The sequence below is a fragment of the Ruegeria sp. CL7 genome, from assembly GCF_056536445.1.
In genome coordinates this window covers 164,319-183,072 of sequence record NZ_JBQFPQ010000004.1, presented here as the reverse complement: position 1 = coordinate 183,072, position 18,754 = coordinate 164,319, and the positions used below count along the sequence as shown (strand labels likewise).

Annotated in this window: 15 protein-coding genes; 9 read left to right on the top strand and 6 right to left on the bottom strand. The window is 59.5% G+C overall.

Annotation, left to right across the window (positions count from 1 at the left end; genetic code table 11):
* The first annotated feature begins 51 nt into the window (after positions 1–51).
* From ACR0LI_RS12825 to ileS, 3 genes are all read left to right on the top strand, one after another.
* Positions 52–762 (top strand): VIT1/CCC1 transporter family protein, encoded by a 711-nt coding sequence (locus ACR0LI_RS12825; protein WP_171636806.1) that lies wholly within the window; start codon positions 52–54, stop codon positions 760–762.
* Between the two features lie 178 nt (positions 763–940).
* On the top strand, positions 941–3,649 hold the full coding sequence (locus ACR0LI_RS12820) for a DUF2339 domain-containing protein (protein ID WP_480718618.1): 2,709 nt from the start codon (positions 941–943) through the stop codon (positions 3,647–3,649).
* A 164-nt stretch (positions 3,650–3,813) separates the two neighbouring features.
* On the top strand, positions 3,814–6,726 hold the full coding sequence (ileS, locus tag ACR0LI_RS12815; protein ID WP_480718617.1) for an isoleucine--tRNA ligase: 2,913 nt from the start codon (positions 3,814–3,816) through the stop codon (positions 6,724–6,726).
* A 40-nt stretch (positions 6,727–6,766) separates the two neighbouring features.
* Here ileS and ACR0LI_RS12810 read toward each other — a convergent pair whose 3' ends face one another.
* On the bottom strand, positions 6,767–8,725 hold the full coding sequence (locus tag ACR0LI_RS12810) for a lipase family protein (RefSeq protein WP_480718616.1): 1,959 nt from the start codon (positions 8,723–8,725) through the stop codon (positions 6,767–6,769).
* A gap of 134 nt (positions 8,726–8,859) precedes the next feature.
* Between ACR0LI_RS12810 and ACR0LI_RS12805 the strand changes: the two genes are divergently transcribed.
* Complete coding sequence (locus ACR0LI_RS12805; protein ID WP_480718615.1) at positions 8,860–9,315, top strand: methylated-DNA--[protein]-cysteine S-methyltransferase; 456 nt, start codon at positions 8,860–8,862, stop codon at positions 9,313–9,315.
* 76 nt (positions 9,316–9,391) lie between these two features.
* Positions 9,392–9,859 (top strand): hypothetical protein, encoded by a 468-nt coding sequence (locus tag ACR0LI_RS12800; RefSeq protein WP_152457211.1) that lies wholly within the window; start codon positions 9,392–9,394, stop codon positions 9,857–9,859.
* Positions 9,860–9,880: 21 nt separating this feature from the next.
* On the opposite strand, the gene ACR0LI_RS12795 is transcribed toward ACR0LI_RS12800, so the two are convergent.
* From ACR0LI_RS12795 to fsa, 4 genes are all read right to left on the bottom strand, one after another.
* A complete protein-coding gene (locus ACR0LI_RS12795; RefSeq protein ID WP_170344959.1) occupies positions 9,881–10,576 on the bottom strand; it encodes a CDP-alcohol phosphatidyltransferase family protein in 696 nt (231 codons plus the stop codon).
* 68 nt (positions 10,577–10,644) lie between these two features.
* Complete coding sequence (locus ACR0LI_RS12790) at positions 10,645–11,565, bottom strand: tyrosine recombinase XerC (RefSeq protein WP_171636812.1); 921 nt, start codon at positions 11,563–11,565, stop codon at positions 10,645–10,647.
* On the bottom strand, positions 11,562–12,269 hold the full coding sequence (locus ACR0LI_RS12785) for a DUF484 family protein (protein WP_171636814.1): 708 nt from the start codon (positions 12,267–12,269) through the stop codon (positions 11,562–11,564). Before ACR0LI_RS12785 ends, ACR0LI_RS12790 begins: the two co-directional genes overlap by 4 nt.
* Positions 12,270–12,466: 197 nt before the next feature.
* A complete protein-coding gene (fsa, locus tag ACR0LI_RS12780) occupies positions 12,467–13,120 on the bottom strand; it encodes a fructose-6-phosphate aldolase (protein ID WP_152457215.1) in 654 nt (217 codons plus the stop codon).
* An 88-nt stretch (positions 13,121–13,208) separates the two neighbouring features.
* On the opposite strand from fsa, the gene ACR0LI_RS12775 reads away from it, so the two are divergent.
* The 4 genes from ACR0LI_RS12775 (at position 13,209) to ACR0LI_RS12760 (ending at position 18,107) form a co-directional block, all read left to right on the top strand.
* Complete coding sequence (locus tag ACR0LI_RS12775) at positions 13,209–15,404, top strand: primosomal protein N' (RefSeq protein ID WP_480718614.1); 2,196 nt, start codon at positions 13,209–13,211, stop codon at positions 15,402–15,404.
* A 79-nt stretch (positions 15,405–15,483) separates the two neighbouring features.
* Positions 15,484–16,716, top strand: coding sequence for an MFS transporter (locus tag ACR0LI_RS12770; RefSeq protein WP_171724443.1), 1,233 nt, complete (start codon positions 15,484–15,486; stop codon positions 16,714–16,716).
* Positions 16,717–16,782: 66 nt separating this feature from the next.
* Positions 16,783–17,661: a 50S ribosomal protein L11 methyltransferase gene (locus ACR0LI_RS12765; RefSeq protein WP_480620770.1), complete on the top strand. Its 879-nt coding sequence runs from the start codon at positions 16,783–16,785 to the stop codon at positions 17,659–17,661.
* Between the two features lie 101 nt (positions 17,662–17,762).
* Entirely contained in the window at positions 17,763–18,107 is a 345-nt protein-coding gene (locus ACR0LI_RS12760; protein WP_171636822.1) for a hypothetical protein, read from the top strand.
* Positions 18,108–18,218: 111 nt separating this feature from the next.
* Here the strand turns inward: ACR0LI_RS12760 and ACR0LI_RS12755 are convergent, their stop codons facing one another.
* Entirely contained in the window at positions 18,219–18,434 is a 216-nt protein-coding gene (locus ACR0LI_RS12755) for a DUF1127 domain-containing protein (protein WP_171636824.1), read from the bottom strand.
* Positions 18,435–18,754 lie beyond the last annotated feature (320 nt).

Below are 18,754 nucleotides of genomic sequence, written 5' to 3'. Positions count from 1 at the left end.
AGGCGCCCCGGCCTGCGCTTCGGCACACTGAATGTGTCAAAGGAGCCAGCCATGACGGATCACGGTCACAGCCCGCAGGAAATCGCCGAACGGATCAACGCACCGCCCGGACGCGGCGTGTTGCGCGATGTCGTCTATGGCGGCATCGACGGGTCCGTCACCACATTTGCCATTGTGGCAGGCGTTGCAGGGGCAGGTCTTTCCCCTTTCGTTATCGTGGCGCTTGGCCTGGCGAATGTTCTGGCTGACGGGTTTTCGATGGCTGCGGGCAATTATTCAGGCACCAAGGCCGAGCTGGACAACATTCGCCGCATCCGCGCGGTCGAGGAACGCCACATTGCGTTGTACCCGGATGGTGAGCGCGAAGAAGTGCGAGAGATCCTTGCGCAAAAAGGGCTGTCTGGCGACATTCTGATCGAGGCCACGGCAGAGATCACCTCGAGCACCGAAAACTGGATCAACCTGATGATCGAAGGTGAATATGGTCTGGGCAGTGTCGACCCGCATCCGATGAAAGCCGCATTGGCCACGTTCTTTGCGTTTCTGGTGGCGGGGATGATCCCATTGCTGCCGTTTCTGGTGTCCGTGCCGAACGCGTTTGCGATCTCGGCCTGGATGACCATGGCTGTCTTCTTTGCGATTGGCGCGCTCAAAAGCCGGTGGTCACTGGCCCCCTGGTGGCGGTCGGGGATCGAGACGCTTTTGATCGGCGGGCTGGCCGCGCTGATCGCGTATCTCGTCGGGTCCCTGTTCCACCCATGAAATTTGCGGCGCTGGGATGACGGTTGTTGCAGTGGGCCTTACCGCAGACCCCGGACCTTTTCAGGCCGACGATCGCGCGCCCGGCGATTTCGGTGCTTTAGATCGGTTCACAGCTTTCCTGACTGTCACTTTCGGACGGCTCAAGATAGCCTGACCTCCAAAAGGATCGGAGACTCGGTTGGAATCGCTGCTTGTTCTTGTTGGCCTGATTGTTCTGGCCATCCCTGTGACATTGATCGCTCTTTTGGTCGGGCATTCCCGTTTGCGTCGCCGGGTAGAGCAGCTGGAAGCGCAAATCGACGCCTTGGCCTCAGGCGATGCGACGGTCCTGCCGCAACCGGAACAGGAAACGCCTGCACCGCATCCTGCTGCTGAAGAAAAGCCGCGCAGGCCGGCACCCTGGTCGGCTTCAAAGCGGCAGGAAGACAACAGTGCCGACGCTCAGGATGCAGAGGTTTCTTCTCCGGCTGTCGTGTTTCGCCATGACAGGTTTGCGGCATTGGGAGCGTGGCTGCGCGAGAACTGGTTTTATGTGGTTTCGGCCCTGTCTCTGGCGCTGGCCGGTATTTTCCTTGTGCAATACGGCGTCGAAAACGGTTTGCTGCCGCCGGCGGCCCGTGTCGTCGCAGCCCTGGGTTTCGGCACGGTTCTGATCATCGGAGGAGAAGTCCTGCGCCGCAAGTTCGGTGATGACGAAGCGGTGGCAACCGCCTATCTGCCCTCGGTCTTTTCCGGTGCCGGGCTTGTCACTTTGTTCGGGGCCATCCTGTCCGCGCGCCAGCTGTACAACCTGATCGGTGCCGAAACGGCACTGGCAGGGATGGTCGTTGTCGCGCTGGTGGGGCTCGTTCTGGGGTGGTTCCATGGTCCGCTGTTGGCTGCGGTCGGTTTGATCGGTGCCTTCGCGGCGCCTTTCCTGGTCGGCGGCACGTCCGATGATCCGTCGTGGCTTTACGCGTATTTCCTGCTGGTCGCCGTCTTGGGTCTGGGTATCGACACGGTACGGCGCTGGGCGTGGATCTCGGTCCTGACACTGTTCGGGGCCTATGCGGCGAACCTGCTTCTGGTGATGGGCGCGCCGAGTACGGAATCGGGATACCTGATCGCGGCAACGGTGCTGGCGCTTTTGGCAACGGCCATTCCGGTGCGGCGCATTTGGCCAAATCACGCGGGCCCTATGCTGACTGAGATGATCCGCCGCCCAAAGGCCCGCCCCTGGCCAGAATTCCCAACTCGTCTGGCCGCCGGGGTCGTCGCGGCAAGTACGGTGATCCTGTCCTGGCATTGGGCGGACACGGAACCCGAATTCTGGCTGGGCGTCAGCCTGTTGTCTGCCCTTGTTCTGGCGCTGCTCCTCTGGGCCAAGGATGCACCGGCCCTTCGGGACCTGACTGTCCTGCCTGCGGCCGGTTTGGTGGTCTTTGTCGCCTCTCACGGGCTTGAGAAGGGCGCGGTTCTGGGCAGGTTCGCGGCCACTTACGCAGAAACGCCCGAGGCCGACTATCCGATGGTGGTGACTGTTCTGGTCGCTTTGGGAGGTTTGATGTCGGCCCTGATGGCGTGGCGGTCATTCAAGGCAAGCCAGTATCGCGCCGTTTGGGCCGGAGGAGCCGCGCTTTTTGCACCCGTTCTGGCCATCGCGCTGGAAATAGGCTGGCATCCGGCTTCGGTGATCGGGGCTTACCCCTGGGCGCTCCACGCGATTGCGCTGGCTGTGTTGATGGTGGTTCTGGCTGAACGCTTTGCCCGCGTTGACGGCGATGACCGGATGCGGGCGGCGCTGGCCACCCTGTCCATGCTGTCGTGTCTGGTCTTTGCCTGCGTCATCGTGCTCAGCTCGGCGGCGCTGACGGTTGCATTGGTCGCCAGCGTTGTGGTTGCGGCCGCGTTGGACCGCAGGTTCATCCTGCCGCCGATGAGCTGGTTCATCTGGGCCGGTGTCTTTTCCGTCACGGTGCGTTTGGTGCTTGATCCCGGGCTGGACTGGGCCAATTCCGCTCCGGTGTCCGAGGTGGCGATGGTCTATGGCGCGGCCACATTGGGATTTGTCGTGGGCTGGAGGCTTTTGCGTCCGTTGAAGCGCCCACTGGCGGCGCTGCTGCTGGAAAGCGCGGCCTGGGCGACAGCGGGTATCCTGCTTTCATTGCTGCTGCTGCGTTGGCTTGAAGGCTTCGGCGAGGGCGGCGCTGACAACAGCCATTGGGGCCTGGGTCTGCTGGCCGTCATCTGGCTTTTGCTTGCGTTCGCGCAGGTGCAGAGGTTCGGGCTGGGTGGCAAACTGAACTATCTGCGATACCTGCTTGCTCTGTTCTTTGCGGGGCATGGCCTTTTCTATCTGTTGCAGGCATTGGCGGACCAGAACCCCTTGTTTGATCCGAATGCGGATCCGGTGCTTGGGCCGCCGGTTTTGAATACGCTGGCCGTTGCTTATCTGTTGCCCGCATTGGCCATCGGCGGATCGGTCTGGAGGATCCGGGAAATGCCGAAACCGATCATGCAAGCAAGCTTTGCCGTTGCAGGGACGTTGGCGGCAGTTTGGTTGGGTTTGACCATCCGTCACGTCTGGCAGGGCGCGGCGGGTATGTATGAAGGCAACGGCGTCACCCAGCCGGAACTGTACACCTACACTTTGGTGCTGCTGCTGATCGGGGCCGCTTTGTTCTATCAATCTCTTGCCCGCCGATCCGACCTGATGCGCAAGGCCGGGCTGGCGGTGATCGGGCTGGCGGTGGCCAAGGTCTTCCTGATCGACATCGCCGGTCTGGGCGGCCTGATCCGGGTGTTTTCGCTGTTGGCGCTGGGCCTTGCGCTGGCCGGTCTTGCGTGGCTGAACCGGTGGGCGAAACTGCGCCATTCGCCGCAGCGGGCAGAACCTCTGGACCATTAGGTGCCGGCGTCATATAAGCGCGCCATGTATGACCGGATGGCCATCATTATTCGAATTATATCCCCGGCGCTCTGACCTCCTGAGACGCCGGGCAAAGGTGTTTGAGACTTCGCACCGACCGCTTCGATCCAATAGACGACCAGATCATCCAAAGGACGCCCCAAATGTGCGCCGACACGATCCAGACACCTGATTACAAAGACACGCTGAACCTGCCCAAAACCGATTTCCCCATGCGCGCCGGCCTGCCCAAGCGCGAACCCGCATGGCTGGAACGGTGGGAGACCATCGGTGTCTATGACCGCCTGCGCGAGAAAAAGGGCCGCACGCCCTTTACCCTGCACGATGGCCCCCCTTACGCGAATGGTCACCTGCATATCGGCCACGCCCTGAATAAGACCATCAAGGACATGATCGTGCGATCCCATCAGATGATGGGCTTTGATGCGCGATACGTCCCCGGCTGGGACTGCCACGGCCTGCCGATCGAATGGAAGATCGAGGAACAGTACCGCAAGAAGGGCAAGAACAAGGACGAGGTGAACATCGTCGATTTCCGTCAGGAATGCCGCAAGTTCGCCGAAGGCTGGATCGACGTGCAGCGCGAAGAGTTCAAGCGTCTGGGCATCACTGGCAACTGGCCCGATCCCTACATCACCATGGATTATCACGCCGAGGCGGTGATTGCGGACGAATTCATGAAGTTCCTGATGAACGGCACGCTCTATCAGGGTTCAAAGCCAGTCATGTGGTCGCCCATCGAAAAGACGGCCCTGGCCGAGGCCGAGGTCGAGTATCACGACAAGGAAAGCTTCACTATCTGGGTGAAGTTCAAGGTCGTCAACGCGGGTGATCTGGATGACGCCTGTGTGGTGATCTGGACGACCACGCCGTGGACCATGCCGTCGAACAAGGCCGTCGTATACGGTAAAGACATCTCCTATGGACTCTACGAAGTCACCGGCGCGCCGGAAGAATGCTGGGCCAAGGTAGGCGACAAGTTCCTGTTGGCCGACAACCTGGCCGCCGATGTATTGGGCCGTGCCCGTCTGAACGACGATCAGTGGACCCGTGTGCGTGACGTGACTGCCGACGAGTTGGAGAGCGTTCAGTTGCTTCACCCGCTGGCCGGCGCCGATGGCGGCAATGGCGAATGGGACGACATCCGCGATTTCCGCGCCGCTGACTTCGTGACCGATACCGAAGGTACTGGATTCGTCCACTGCGCGCCGTCCCACGGGATGGAGGAATTCGAGCTGTACCGTGATCTGGGCATGCTGGAGCAGGTCATCACCTATAACGTGATGGACGATGGCTCGTTCCGCGCTGATCTGCCGTTCTTTGGCGGCAAATACATCCTGTCCCGCAAGGGCGGCGAGGGTGACGCAAACAAGGCCGTCATCGACAAGCTGGCCGAAGTCGGCGGGCTGCTGGCGCGCGGCAAGATCAAGCACAGCTATCCGCATTCGTGGCGCTCGAAAGCTCCAATCATCTACCGCAACACGCCGCAGTGGTTCGCATCCGTCGACCGTAAGCTGGACGATGGCATGGGCGAGATGGGCGACACCATCCGCGAACGTGCTCTGCGCTCCATCGACGAGCTGGTGAAATGGACCCCGCAGACGGGTCGTAACCGCCTGTATTCGATGATCGAGGCGCGCCCGGACTGGGTTCTGTCGCGCCAGCGTGCATGGGGTGTGCCGCTGACCTGCTTCACCAAGAAGGGCGCTCTGCCCACCGACGCGGATTACCTGTTACGCAACGCCGAACTCAACGCCCGCATCAAGGCAGCGTTCGAGAAGGACGGCGCGGACGTCTGGTACACCGACGGCTTCAAGGAAAAGATCCTCGACGGAATCGCCAACCCGGACGATTACGAACAGGTCTTTGATGTGCTGGATGTGTGGTTCGACTCGGGTTCCACCCACGCCTTCGTTCTGCGCGACCGCGAGGACGGGACCGAGGATGGCATTGCCGATGTCTACATGGAAGGCACCGACCAGCACCGCGGCTGGTTCCATTCGTCCATGCTGCAAGCCTGCGGCACCAAGGGCCGCGCGCCCTATCGCAACGTAGTGACCCACGGTTTCACGCTGGACGCCAAGGGCAACAAGATGTCCAAGTCGCTGGGCAACACCATCGTGCCGGAAGAGGTCGTCAAGCAATACGGCGCCGATATTCTGCGCCTATGGGTGGCTCAGACCGACTATACCGCCGACCAGCGGATCGGGCCGGAGATTCTGAAGGGCACTGCCGACAGCTATCGCCGTCTGCGCAACACCATGCGGTTCATGCTGGGCTCATTGGCCGACTTCACCGAGGCCGACCGCGTCGTGCCCGAGGATATGCCGCGTCTGGAACGCTGGGTTCTCAGCCGTCTGGCGGAATTGGATGAGCAGGTGCGCAAGGGTTATGCCGCGTTTGATTTCCAGGGTGTTTTCAGCGCCGTGTTCAACTTTGCGACGGTTGATCTGTCGTCCTTCTATTTCGACGTTCGCAAGGATGTTCTGTACTGCGACGGGGACAGCACACGCCGCCGCGCCGCGCGCACTGTTCTGGATATTCTGTTCCACCGCCTGACCACCTGGCTGGCCCCGGTTCTGGTCTTCACCATGGAAGAGGTCTGGCTGGAGCGGTTCCCGGGCGATGACAGTTCGGTCCATCTGGTGGACTTCCCGGACACACCCGCCGATTGGCGCGATGCCGAGCTTGAGGCCAATATGGCCAAGGTGCGTCGTGTGCGCCGGGCCGTGACTGCCGCGCTCGAGGTTCAGCGTCAGGACAAGGTGATCGGCTCCAGCCTCGAGGCGGCACCGATCGTGCATGTCGAGGATGGTGATACCCGCGATCTGCTGGCCACGTTCGACGTGGACGACATGTGCATCACCTCGGGCCTGACCGTGACCGGCGATCCCGCCCCGGCCGAGGCGTTCCGTGTGCCGGAAATCGAAGGCGTTGCCGTCGTGTTCGAAAAAGCAGAAGGCGAGAAATGTCAGCGTTGCTGGAAAATCCTGCCTGATGTGGGCCGCCACACCCACGCGGGCGTCTGCGGGCGCTGCAATGAGGCCCTGGGATAAATCAACGCGCCCCCCGAATTCAGTCGGGGGGCATTTTGGGCTATGTCTGCACAGATTGCCGTGTTGGATTGAACAGATCAAAGCCAATGGCAGGATCTGACAGGGCTTTCCAAACCTGATAGTCCGTAAAGTAACCGGTGTGCCCGCCGGGATCGACCGGGATGTTTCGATTTGCAAAAATGAGCCCACCCTCGATCTCGGTTCCGACAAAATCGTCCTGCCGGAAGATGTTGAACCACGCGGCGTTCAACTGACTGGCGGTGATGGTGAACATCTCGGGAAAATAGCGCTGATAGATATGGGTGACCGGAGAGCCCATCGTGATGAGTGTCAGAGCCCGCCCGCCGATGCGTCTTTGGACACGTGGGTCAGCAAGCATCTGTGTGGCGATCACGGTGCCCTGCGAATGGGATATCACTGTGATATGATCCGCTGGAAAGATATCGAGAACATAGTACAACGTGCGATAGAAACGCTCGTCTATCGCCTTACGATCCGGATAGTTGCGTTGCCGCGTTTCCAGATCTTTTTCCAGATAGCATTTGTCGCGAATGGCGTAGGTAACGATATCCCGTGCAACGCCCAGCCCGGCGGAAACAAAATCAGAAAACCGGTACATCAACGCAGTTGCGCCAAGAACGATCAGGCCGATCTCGCCCTGCGAACAGGCCAACCTGTCCAAAGCCCAAGAGATCGGGTTGGTTTCACCTATGCCCACGTTGCATGCGGCCTCAAAACTCTGGTTGGCTGCGATCTCTCGGATCGTGACCAGAACCAGCACGATTGTACCAAACAGAAAGACCCACTGCGCCAGCCGGTTTACAATCGCCCGGCTAATCAGACCGCTGCGGGTGTGAAGGTTGGCCTTGTACGTTTTGCGACCTGCAAAAAGCCCGACGCCAACGAACCCCAACAGAACGATGGCCACAAAGGCCACGCTGAGAGTTTCGATGGACTCGTTCAAATTGCTTTCAAAAAGACGTTGCAGCTGACCGCCGGACAGGCCCGAAACAGTTTCCAGTAATTGCTCTATGGTCAACCAGAGGCCGGAAATGAAGAACATCCAGAAAACCAGCATGCCTGCACAGATGCTGGGGTACAGCCGCCTGTGCTCTGAAAGTGTGTCATTGATCCGCAACGTCCAGGCGGACAACGCGTAAAGAATGATTGTCAGGAAGATAAGAGTGGCCCAGAAGATGGAGAGCAGAAAAACCTGAAACGCCACGAATTGCTCCAGGGCCGGCGGGCAATTTCCTGTTTCGGAAGGGGCGCATGCCCACAATTTCAGGCCCAGCGGCCCAATGATTAGGCACAGGGTCAGTGCTGCTCCCATTGCGAGCATTCCTCGCCAGAAGACCCGCCTGAGATAGGTCGGTGCGGATCGGCTTTGCCCCAGCCCGACAATGGCTCCGCCGGCGTACAGCACGAACAGAAGCCAGAACAAAAGGGTAGGGTTCTGGAAAACCGAGACAGGTATCCGGTCGGTCATGACCGCTGCGGCACCGATCAACAAAAAGACGTTCAGCGTCGCAACCGCACCGAAGAAGACCCATGTGAAAAGATGTACCAGCTGTGCCGCCAGTGTATTCCTGCCATTGGGTTGGTCCGAAGCAACGCCTTTTCGGATGTGGGTTTGCTCGACATTGTCCATCGCCAGATATCCCAACGCCAGAACGACCCAAATCAGGTCCAGCACGGTTTTGATCGCTCCTTTCGGGGCCGGAGAGCGATCAGCCCAATAAACTTCGGCAAACAGGGCCTTGTCCTGAGGAACAGCCGGGTCAGTCACCGTGCGCAGATTGACTTCGAACAGCTCTGCATTTCGTGGATTTCCGTCGAAGGTGGATTCGGCCAGTTCGATCATGCCGCGTTCGACTTCGATCGGTGGTCTGGGGTTTCCATCCAGCCAAGTTGTTGCTGCGCCAACGACCTGATCGACGGTTTCGCCGGGTTTTTGTTCACCGATTCCATGTACCGTGAGGATCAAATGTCGACCCATTGCGTTCTCCAAAATCTCTTTAAGTAACGGCAGGAGCGTATCACGAATGGCGCCAATGCCCAAAAATGACGTTTTGCGTGGTCTTGCACATTCCCGCGCTTGTGCTTGGCGCTTTGATCTGAAACCGTCGGTCCATGGCGATGATTTCCGTTGAAACTCAGTTCGGACGACTTGGTGTTGAAGAAACAGACGGGGCCCTTACACGGCTTGTCTGGAACGGCAGGGACGAGGGTGAGCCGACTGCGCTGCTGCGCGAAGCCGCCGCCCAGTTGAGGGCCTATGATCAAGGGCGGCTTGACCGTTTCGATCTGCCGTATCACATTGACGGTTCAGAGTTTCAAAAGCGGGTCTGTGACCTGATGTATGCCATCCCGCTTGGAGAAACACGCACCTATGGCGATATCGCCAAAGAACTGGGGCAACCCGCCCAGCCGGTTGGCCAAGCCTGCGGATCAAACCCCATTCCCGTCATCGTTCCCTGCCATCGGGTACTGGCCGCAAATGGCCTGGGCGGTTTTTCGGGCGACGGTGGTGTTGAGACGAAAGTTGCCCTGTTGCGGCATGAGCGGGCGGCAGGTCTTTTGATCTGAGCGTCGAAATTCGGTTGCAATCCGCTTTTTGCAGACACAACTTGTAACCATTGCTGAATTTGAAGGACCGCATTGCATGACCACTGAACAAGACCGTGCAGCCCGCAAGAAGGCCATTATCGACCGGTTGATGTCGCTTGAAGCGCAAGAGCTTGCAACGGCGCAGGCGCATTACGATGCGTTTTTGAAAGATGCCCAGTTGGATGACAGGGAAGGTCACGACAAGGATGACATTGCCGCATCGCGGGAAAACGCCGATCTGGCGGCTGCCTTCGATGCCCCGGTTCATGCGCATCATGCCAAGATTGATGTCATCGAAAATACCGATTTCAGCCTTGCCGACACGGTCAGGCCAGGAGCTGTGATCAAGTTCAACAACCGCAGATTTGTCGTGTGTGTCTCGACAACGCGGTTTGAAGTGGATGGCAAGACCTATATGGGCATTTCAACCCAAAGCCCGATATATCTGGCGATGGCAGGTCTGCAAAAGGGCGACGTCTTTACCCATAACGGCACCGAGTTCGAGGTGCAGGACGTTCTGTAAAACGGGACGGGCAGCGCTGCGTCAGGCGTGGCGCTGCGGAACAACCTGTTGGGCGATGCCTGCGAAGGTCAGGTACAGGCTGGTGATGACCAGCCCCCAATGGGCCCAGCTTTCGGGGTGAAAATCGACCCATGCGGCCCAACCCGCGAAGAACGTCCATGCCAGCGCCATCGGCAAGGTCAGGCTGCGCCAGCGCTCGGTGCGCACGGGATGAACGAATTTCAGCGGCAGAAACATGGCCAGCGACAGCAGGGTGACCAGCAGCAGGATGATCCAGAAATTCGGTTCCAGTGCGAAGATCACGATCACGAACATGTTCCAGCACCCGGGAAAACCGGAAAAGGAATTGTCCTTGGTCTTCATGCGTGTATCCGCGAAATACATCGCACTGGCAAATGTGATGACGATGATCGCGAACCATCCGGTCCAGCCGTCCATCAGCCCCGATTTGAACAGGGCAAAAGCCGGAATGAACACATAGGTCAGGTAATCGATGATCAGATCCAGCAGAACGCCGTCGAACTCGGGCGCGTTGTGCTTGACGTGATAATGTCGCGCCAGCGGGCCATCGATACCGTCTACAATGAAAGACACGACAAGCCAAAGATACATAAGGCTCCATTTCTCTTCGACCGCGGCCAGCATGGCCAACATGGCAAAAACAGCGCCTGTTGCAGTAAAGAGATGAACGGAAAGAGCTTTGAATCTGAGTGTCATGCGAGCGTCATGACTGATGCGCGTCCGAGATGCAAACCAAAAGCCCGGGTTTTCGAGTCATGTGCACTTCAGGCTTTGGGATGCGCGCTGTTGTAGACCTCCATCAACCGCGCAGTGTCCACTGCCGTATAGGCCTGCGTCGTCGACAAAGAGGCGTGGCCTAGAAGCTCTTGAATGGCACGCAGGTCGCCTCCGGCTGACAGCAGGTGGGTGGCAAAGCTGTGCCGCATCGCGTGGGGTGTTGCGGTTGAGGGCAGCCCCAATTGCATACGTGCCTTGGCCATGACCCCTTGGATTGCACGCGGGTTCAATGGCCCGCCACGGACGCCTCGAAACAGGGCTTTGTCCTGTGCTTGTGGATGGGGACACAGCTTCAGGTATCCGTCGACCGCTTCGCGGGCGGCAGGAAGAACCGGTACGACCCTCTCTTTGTCGCCTTTCCCGACGATGCGCAGCGTGGTGGGCAAAGGCGCGTCCGCTCCGGTCAGGGACAGCGCCTCGGATATGCGCAGGCCGCATCCGTACAGCAGCGTGACAACCGCGACGTCGCGCGCCGCGACCCAGTCGGATGTGGATTGCAGTTCCACTGTATCGATCATGGCGCGGGCTGCATCTTCGGCCAGCGGACGGGGCAGTTTCTTGGTAAATTTCGGCGCGCGGGTGGACAGAACGGCGGTGGGCTCGAACCCCTCACGCTCTGCCAGCCAACGGTAGAAGCTTTTGACCGCCGACAGTTTGCGCGCCAAAGACCGCGCGCTGACGTCCGCGCCGCGCTGATCCGCCATCCAGGCGCGCATATCCGATACCGTGATCCGTTCCAGCGCCTTCAGGCCATGCCGTTCGGCGTGATGCAGGGTCATGAACGACAGAAACTCGACGACATCGCCACGATAGGCGTTTAGCGTATTCTCGGATCGTCCGGCAAGCGCGCTCAGGCTGTCCAGCCAATGCTGAAGCGCGTCGCGGCAAGCGGGCGAGACCAGGCTCACGACAACCAGTGGCGCATCGAGCGTTCGAACACGCCGGCAAAAAAGGCCAGAAGATCGGTGCCCAGCTGCGGGGTGAAATGCCGCGGGTCGCGGGCGGCCATGACGATCATGCCCGGAAGGCGACCGGCCCCGAGGTCCAGCTTCAGGCAGGCCTCGGAACGAAGCTGATCGGCCTGTGACCCGAAAATACGTCGGTTTGGCTGGTGGATTTCCCGCAAGATCACATCCCGCGCAGGACCGCCGCGATCAATGGTCAGGTACCGGTCGATGAAACCGGGTTCCGCGATCGTCAGGACCCCGCCCAACGTGTCGATTGCGGGATCGTTCTGAACCACGGTTGTTTCCAGAACCAGCGTAACGCTGTCGACGCGCAGGATGTCCGCCACATCGGCGCCCAGCGCGCGCAGGAAATCTTCGAACTCGACAGGTTCCAGCAATCGCAGAATGGCGCGGTGGACCTGATTGGTGCCCGCGAGGTTTTCATAGGCCGCAGCGATGACGGAACGGTGGGTGTCTTCCAGCCGATCCAGCCGCGCCTCGAGCCGTTGCATCGCAATGCCGCGCAGGTCTATCACGTTGTCGCCGCGCGCTTGCTCGTTGGCAGCGACAAGCGCCTGCATCAGGTCTTTGTCGTCCAGTACGACATCCGGCTCGGCCAGAATTGCCGCGCGGAGGTTATCCTCGAGTTTGGGGGTGCTGCTCATGTCCCGTCCGGTCTTTTTTTGTTGTCGCGGCTTATAACATGCCGGACCGGATTTGCCTTGGAAAAAATGCACGCAAGGGTGGATTTCCTTGCATGTTGTGGCAAGGGGCTCCCGCCCGCCATGCCCGATCACAGATCAGGCATTTGGCCGTTGGGCCGGGCGCGGCGCCTGATGGCGCCGCGCGGTTGCAAGCCAGATCAGAGGATTTTCTGACCGGTTTTGGCCCAGTCGGCCAGAAAGGTTTCCAGACCTTTGTCGGTCAGCGGATGGTCGGCCAGCTTCTTGATTACGGCAGGCGGTGCGGTGATCACGTCGGCTCCGATGCGGGCGCTGTCGGTCACGTGGTTGACGGTGCGGATCGATGCAGCAAGGATTTCGGTCTCGAACCCGTAGTTGTCATAGACCTGACGGATGTCTGCGATCAGGTCCATGCCGTCGAGGTTGATATCGTCAAGCCGACCGATGAAAGGCGAGATGAATGTCGCGCCCGCTTTCGCAGCCAGAATCGCCTGATTGGTCGAGAAGCAGAGCGTCACATTGACCATCTGGCCTTCGTCGCTGAGCGTCTTGCAGGTTTTCAAGCCGGCCCATGTCAGCGGAACTTTGACCGCGATGTTCGGTGCGATCTTGGCCAGTTTGCGGCCTTCGGCGATCATGTCGTCAGCTTCGGTGGCGACAACCTCGGCCGATACCGGGCCATCGACCAGATCACATATCTCTTTGGTCACTTCCAGAATGTCGCGACCTGACTTCAGGATCAGCGAAGGGTTGGTGGTTACGCCGTCCACCATGCCCAGATCGTTCAGTTCGGCAATGGCGTCGATCTCGGCGGTGTCTACGAAGAATTTCATGAGGGCAGTCCTTTGATGGGTTGGCCTTGGTCGCGGATGGCTTTACCTCAAAGAGACCCCTGCTGGAACCCCCTGCGAAGGATATGCCGTGAGCGCTAACGGATTTTTCGACCAAGGAGAGCTGGTTGCGGTGCTTACAACGCAGCCGCTTGACCGGACCCTGGATTACAAAGCGCCCGAAGGCGGGTGCGTTCTGGGCGCGTTTGTCGAGGTTCCTTTGGGACCACGCAAGGTTCTGGGGGTGGTTTGGGGGCCGGGGCAGGGCGGCTTTGACCTGAGCAAGGCGCGCTCGGTAATCCGGGTTCTTGACGTTGCACCGATGCGTGAAGAGATGCGGGTGTTTCTGGAAAAGGTCGCCGATTACACTCTGACACCAATGCCTGCGATGCTGCGTCTGGCGACGCGGGCACCGGGCTTGGGTGATCCGCCATCGATGCGCAAGGTCTATCGCTTGGGTGAAGGCCAACCAGACCGATTGACCGATGCGCGGACCCGGGTTCTGGAGGTATTGCGCGACTACGGCGGGCTGGCTTTTACCTTGAAAGAGCTCGCCGAGCAGGCGGGTGTAACGTCATCTGTTGTCAAAGGGTTGGTCAAACAAGGCGCCGTGCGCGAAGAGGACAGCCCGCGCGACCTGCCTTATCCTCATCTTGATCCGGACCTTCCCGGGAAAGACCTGACAGCGGATCAGGCAGCGGCGGTCGAACGGCTTCAGGCCGGGCAGCGGACCGGTGATTACGGCACCACGCTGCTGAAAGGGGTTACCGGTTCCGGCAAGACTGAGGTCTATTTGGAGGCCGTGGCCGAGGCGCTGCGCATGGGGCGGCAGGCCTTGGTCCTGCTGCCCGAGATCGCCCTGACCGCAGAATTTCTGACCCGGGTCGAGGCGCGGTTCGGTGCGCGCCCGGCGGAATGGCATTCCGGCGCAACCATGACGGAACGGCGGCGGGTCTGGCGGATGGTCGGGCAGGGCAATGCGCAACTGGTCGTGGGCGCCCGGTCGGCGCTGTTTCTGCCATTCCGCGATCTGGGGCTTGTGGTCGTCGATGAAGAACACGACACGTCCTACAAACAGGAAGACGGCGTGCACTACAGCGCACGCGACATGGCGGTTCTGCGCTCGGCGATCTGTGGCGCGCGGGTGATCCTGGCCAGTGCGACACCTTCGCTTGAAAGTTGGGCCAATGCCGAGGCGGGCAAGTACGAAAGGCTTGACCTGACCTCGCGTTTTGGGGCGGCGGTATTGCCCGAGATGAAGCCCATCGACATGCGGGCCGAGCAGATGCAGCCCGGAACGTGGGTTTCTCCGTCTTTGCGGCAAGCGGTGCAGCAGCGGATCGAAAAAGGTGAACAATCGCTGTTGTTCATCAACCGCCGTGGCTATGCGCCGGTGACCTTGTGCCGGGCCTGTGGCGAGCAGATCGCCTGTGATCAGTGCGACGCACGCATGGTCGAGCATCGGTTTCTCAAGCGATTGATGTGCCACCAATGCGGCGAAACCAAGCCGATGCCCGAAGATTGCCCCTCCTGCGGCGTGGAAGGCAAGCTGGCCCCGGTCGGGCCGGGGATCGAACGGCTGGGGGAAGAAGCCGAGGCGACCTTCCCCGAGGCGAAAATCGCAATGCTGAGTTCTGATCTTTTTGGTTCAGCCCGGGCATTGAAAGCCAAGATAGAAGAGATCGCCGCCGGGGATGCCGACATTATCATCGGTACGCAGTTGGTGGCGAAGGGGCACAACTTTCCCAAGCTCACATTGGTCGGTGTGATTGACGCTGACCTGTCTCTGCACGGCGCGGATCTGCGCGCGGCTGAGCGTACGTTTCAATTGATGCGGCAAGTGGCTGGGCGCGCGGGACGGGCGGACAAGCCAGGGCAGGCGCTTTTGCAGACATTTCAACCGGAACACCCGGTGATCCGGGCCATCCTGTCGGGTGATGAGGAAGGGTTCTGGAAAGCCGAGGCAGCGGGTCGGCAGGCGGCAGGCGTGCCGCCCTATGGTCGCATGGCCGGGATCGTGTTGTCGGGCCCCGAGGTCGGGCCGGTCTTCGATATCGGCAATGCAATGGCCCGCAACGATTCGCCCCTGCGCGCGATCGGTGCTCAGGTCTTTGGCCCGGCGCCGGCACCTATTGCACGTATACGCGGTCGCCACAGAGTGCGCTTGTTGGTGAAAGCCCCGAAAGGGGCGCCGATTCAGGATGCCATTGCCCGCTGGATCGCCCCGTTGCGCCTGAAGGGCGATATCCGCCTGACCGTCGATATCGACCCACAGAATTTTTACTGACCTCTGCATCTGTGCAGGGTGATTGTGCGCAGACCGCTTCCCTCTCGCCAAAGCAGCGAAATGGGCGTAGAGGGGTCTCATGCTGAAACCCATGCCCCTTACAGAGGCGCAGAGCCTGCCGTTCTGGCGCCGCCCCATCACGCTGTTGTTCATGATGGCGCTGACCATGCCCATTGCGTTCAACGCATGGAGCGCGCTGCTGAACAACTTTGTTATTGAGGTGGCGAACTTTGATGGCGCGGATATCGGTCTGCTGCACACGGTGCGCGAGATTCCGGGGTTTCTGGCGGTTGGGGTGATTGCCGTCATCATTTTCATTCGCGAGCAGGTGCTGGCGATGATCTCGCTGATGATGCTTGGTGTCGCAACGGCGGTGACCGCGTGGTTCCCCAGCCTGGGCGGGTTGCTGTTTGTGACCTTGTTCAGTTCGATCGGGTTCCATTACTACGAGACCGTAAACCAGTCGCTTCAATTGCAGTGGCTACCCAAGGATCGTGCTCCGCAGGTGCTGGGATGGCTGGTTGCGATGGGATCGGCGGCGACCATGGTGGTGTATGGGCTGATCGTACTGACCTGGGATCGCTTTGATCTGTCCTACAACTTTGTATTCATGGCGTCGGGTGGAGTTACGGCTGCGTTGGCACTGTTCTGTCTGTTCGCCTATCCGCAATTCGATGCGCCCACGCCGCAGACCAAGAAGCTGATCCTGCGTCGCCGGTATTGGCTGTATTATGCATTGCAGTTCATGGCAGGCGCGCGGCGGCAGATATTTGTCGTTTTTGCCGGGTTCATGATGGTCGAGAAATTCGGCTTTGAAGTGCATGAGCTCACCAGCCTTTATCTGATCAATCTGATGATCAACATGTTGGCCGCCCCATTGCTGGGAAAGGCGGTGGCAAAGTTCGGTGAGCGGCGCACGCTGATATTTGAATATACCGGCCTGGCCATCGTGTTCGCAGCCTATGGCGGCATCTATTGGTTCGGTTGGGGCGTTCTGCTTGCGGCAATCCTTTATGTGATCGACCACGTGCTGTTTGCGCTGGCTTTGGCATTGAAAACCTATTTCCAGAAAATCGCTGACCCTGCTGACATCGCGCCGACCGCTGCGGTGGCCTTTACGATCAATCATATTGCGGCGGTGTTTTTGCCCGCTTTGCTTGGCCTGCTTTGGGTCGTGTCGCCGGGCGCTGTGTTTGGCCTGGCCGCGGCGATGGCGATCGTTTCGCTGCTGTTGTCCCTGTTGATCCCGCGTCACCCCGAGCCTGGCAACGAGACCATCCTGACCAAATACGCTCCGGCCCCTGCGGAATAGGTCTCGGCGCTTGACCTTGACGGCGCGGCGTCCTAGGCGCGGTGTCAATCGAGACAGGAGGCCCCAATGCCCACATTCACCGCACTGACGACGCTGACAGGTAAGAAGGCCGCCGAAGGTCTGGGCGAGGCGATGGAACGTCTGGAGCCAGAGCCAACCGGCGTTGGTGTGTTCGAAGTCGAAGACGGATCCGGCCTGTGGGAGGTCGGCGGATATTTCACCGAAGCCCCTGACGAGACCGCGCTGGCGGTTCTGGCCGCGGCGTTCGACGCCAAACCGTTTGTTGTTTCAGAGCTGCCGGAAACCGACTGGGTTGCGCATGTGCGACGCGAGCTTGCACCCGTCGAGGCGGGGCGTTTCTTTGTCTATGGAAGCCATGATGCCGACAAGCTGCCCGAAGGTCGCATTCCATTGCTGATCGAGGCCGCAATGGCCTTTGGCACCGGCCACCATGGTACGACTTTGGGTTGCCTCAAGGCCTTTGACAGATTGCTGGACGAAGGCTTCACCGCGACGAAAGTGGCGGATATCGGATGCGGCACCGCCGTTCTGGCCATGGCCGCAGCCCGGGTTTGGGACGGCGACATCATTGCCAGTGACATTGATGAAGTGGCCGTTGACGTGGCCGAAGCCAATCTCAAGGCGAACGGGATGTCCGGTGCCGTACGGTGCGTGGAAGCCGCGGGTTTCGATCACCCCGATCTCAGGGCGCACGCACCCTACGACCTGATCTTTGCCAATATTCTGAAAGGTCCTCTGGTCGCCCTCTCGCCGGAAATCGCGGCGAATCTGCGTCCCGGAGGCTATGCAATCCTGTCAGGGGTCCTTAACGAACAGGCCGATGACGTGGTGTCGGTTTATTCTCAAAATGAATTCAATCTCGCTCATAGAGGTGAGATTGGTGAGTGGACGACCCTAATCTTAATGAAACAGGGCTCAAACTAGGCCATTTGCAGGAGTTTTGTGGAATTTTGCCACGTTTTTGTCGTATTCTCTATTTACCGTTTTCTGACTGAAGTCGAGGGGGGCGGTTTTTGGAGGCTGCCATGACGGGTAAACAACTGGAGTTCACTCAGCGCGTTAATCGCCTGAACAAAAAACATCAAAAGATGAGCCGTGGCTATCGCGCGACGATGCGCAAGGATGGCCTGGTCGTCATGAAGCCGCAGCGGGTAAGCTCGGCAGTGCCGGCCAGGGTGCTGTTGCTTACGCTTCTGAGTGTTGTGGCGTTCAAGGCGTTTCTTTTGTCCAGCCTTGGCCCGACCGGATACCAATATCGGATCGACAGTTTGAACGAAGGCACATCGGTCGAAAAAGCGGGTGCCTGGGTGATGCAGATCGACCCGGTGTCGCAGGCGATTGCCGTGCAACTCAACAAGGTTTTATACTGAATCTCAATTTGACTCAGTTTCCAAAAAAAAACACCGCGTGCCCGGGGCGCGCGGTGTTTTTGTTTGCCCCTCAAGGGAGGAGGAAGGGGCGAATGCGAGTGGTGGTCGGTATTACCGGAGACCTTGGGCGATGGCGTCAATGTCGCCGCGGCACAGGCCGATATCTTCCAGTTCACGATCGCTCAGACCGGTCAGCGCGTTGCGGGTAACGCGGGCGTCATTCCATTCGACAGCTGCGTTCACGGCCGATACGAAAAATGCGCCGATACGGCCAACGAGGCCGAACGAGCCAGTGGAGGCGAAGCGGGTGGTGTCCAGTGCAGCCATATCCTGTTTCCTTCTGGTTGGTGTTCACTTTGCAGTCTTGCGATCTGCCCGGCATCTAGTGCCGCCAAATCGCCCGCACAAGTTCAGTTTTTGCATGTGTCCTATGCGTTTTCTGCAATGCTGCAAAAGGCTGTAATCCCCTTAAATAATTGGTGAAAACGCGTTCACAAAAGTGTCGAATTCAGACTTTTTGAAGTCGCAAACGGCACGTTGAGTCGCCCTTGGGACAGGGGTGTCGTTTTCAGGCCTTGGGTCAATTCGCTTGGAAAATGTTCACGCTTCGTGCTAGGCGTTGAAAAAAGATCACAGAACCCGAGCAG

Coding starts and splice junctions, on each gene's coding strand:
- ACR0LI_RS12825 (WP_171636806.1), top strand. CDS start 52: ATGACGGATCACGGTCACAGCCCGCAGGAAATCGCCGAACGGATCAAC.
- ileS (WP_480718617.1), top strand. CDS start 3,814: ATGTGCGCCGACACGATCCAGACACCTGATTACAAAGACACGCTGAAC.
- ACR0LI_RS12810 (WP_480718616.1), bottom strand. CDS start 8,725: ATGGGTCGACATTTGATCCTCACGGTACATGGAATCGGTGAACAAAAA.
- ACR0LI_RS12805 (WP_480718615.1), top strand. CDS start 8,860: ATGGCGATGATTTCCGTTGAAACTCAGTTCGGACGACTTGGTGTTGAA.
- ACR0LI_RS12800 (WP_152457211.1), top strand. CDS start 9,392: ATGACCACTGAACAAGACCGTGCAGCCCGCAAGAAGGCCATTATCGAC.
- ACR0LI_RS12795 (WP_170344959.1), bottom strand. CDS start 10,576: ATGACACTCAGATTCAAAGCTCTTTCCGTTCATCTCTTTACTGCAACA.
- ACR0LI_RS12785 (WP_171636814.1), bottom strand. CDS start 12,269: ATGAGCAGCACCCCCAAACTCGAGGATAACCTCCGCGCGGCAATTCTG.
- fsa (WP_152457215.1), bottom strand. CDS start 13,120: ATGAAATTCTTCGTAGACACCGCCGAGATCGACGCCATTGCCGAACTG.
- ACR0LI_RS12770 (WP_171724443.1), top strand. CDS start 15,484: ATGCTGAAACCCATGCCCCTTACAGAGGCGCAGAGCCTGCCGTTCTGG.
- ACR0LI_RS12765 (WP_480620770.1), top strand. CDS start 16,783: ATGCCCACATTCACCGCACTGACGACGCTGACAGGTAAGAAGGCCGCC.
- ACR0LI_RS12760 (WP_171636822.1), top strand. CDS start 17,763: ATGACGGGTAAACAACTGGAGTTCACTCAGCGCGTTAATCGCCTGAAC.
- ACR0LI_RS12755 (WP_171636824.1), bottom strand. CDS start 18,434: ATGGCTGCACTGGACACCACCCGCTTCGCCTCCACTGGCTCGTTCGGC.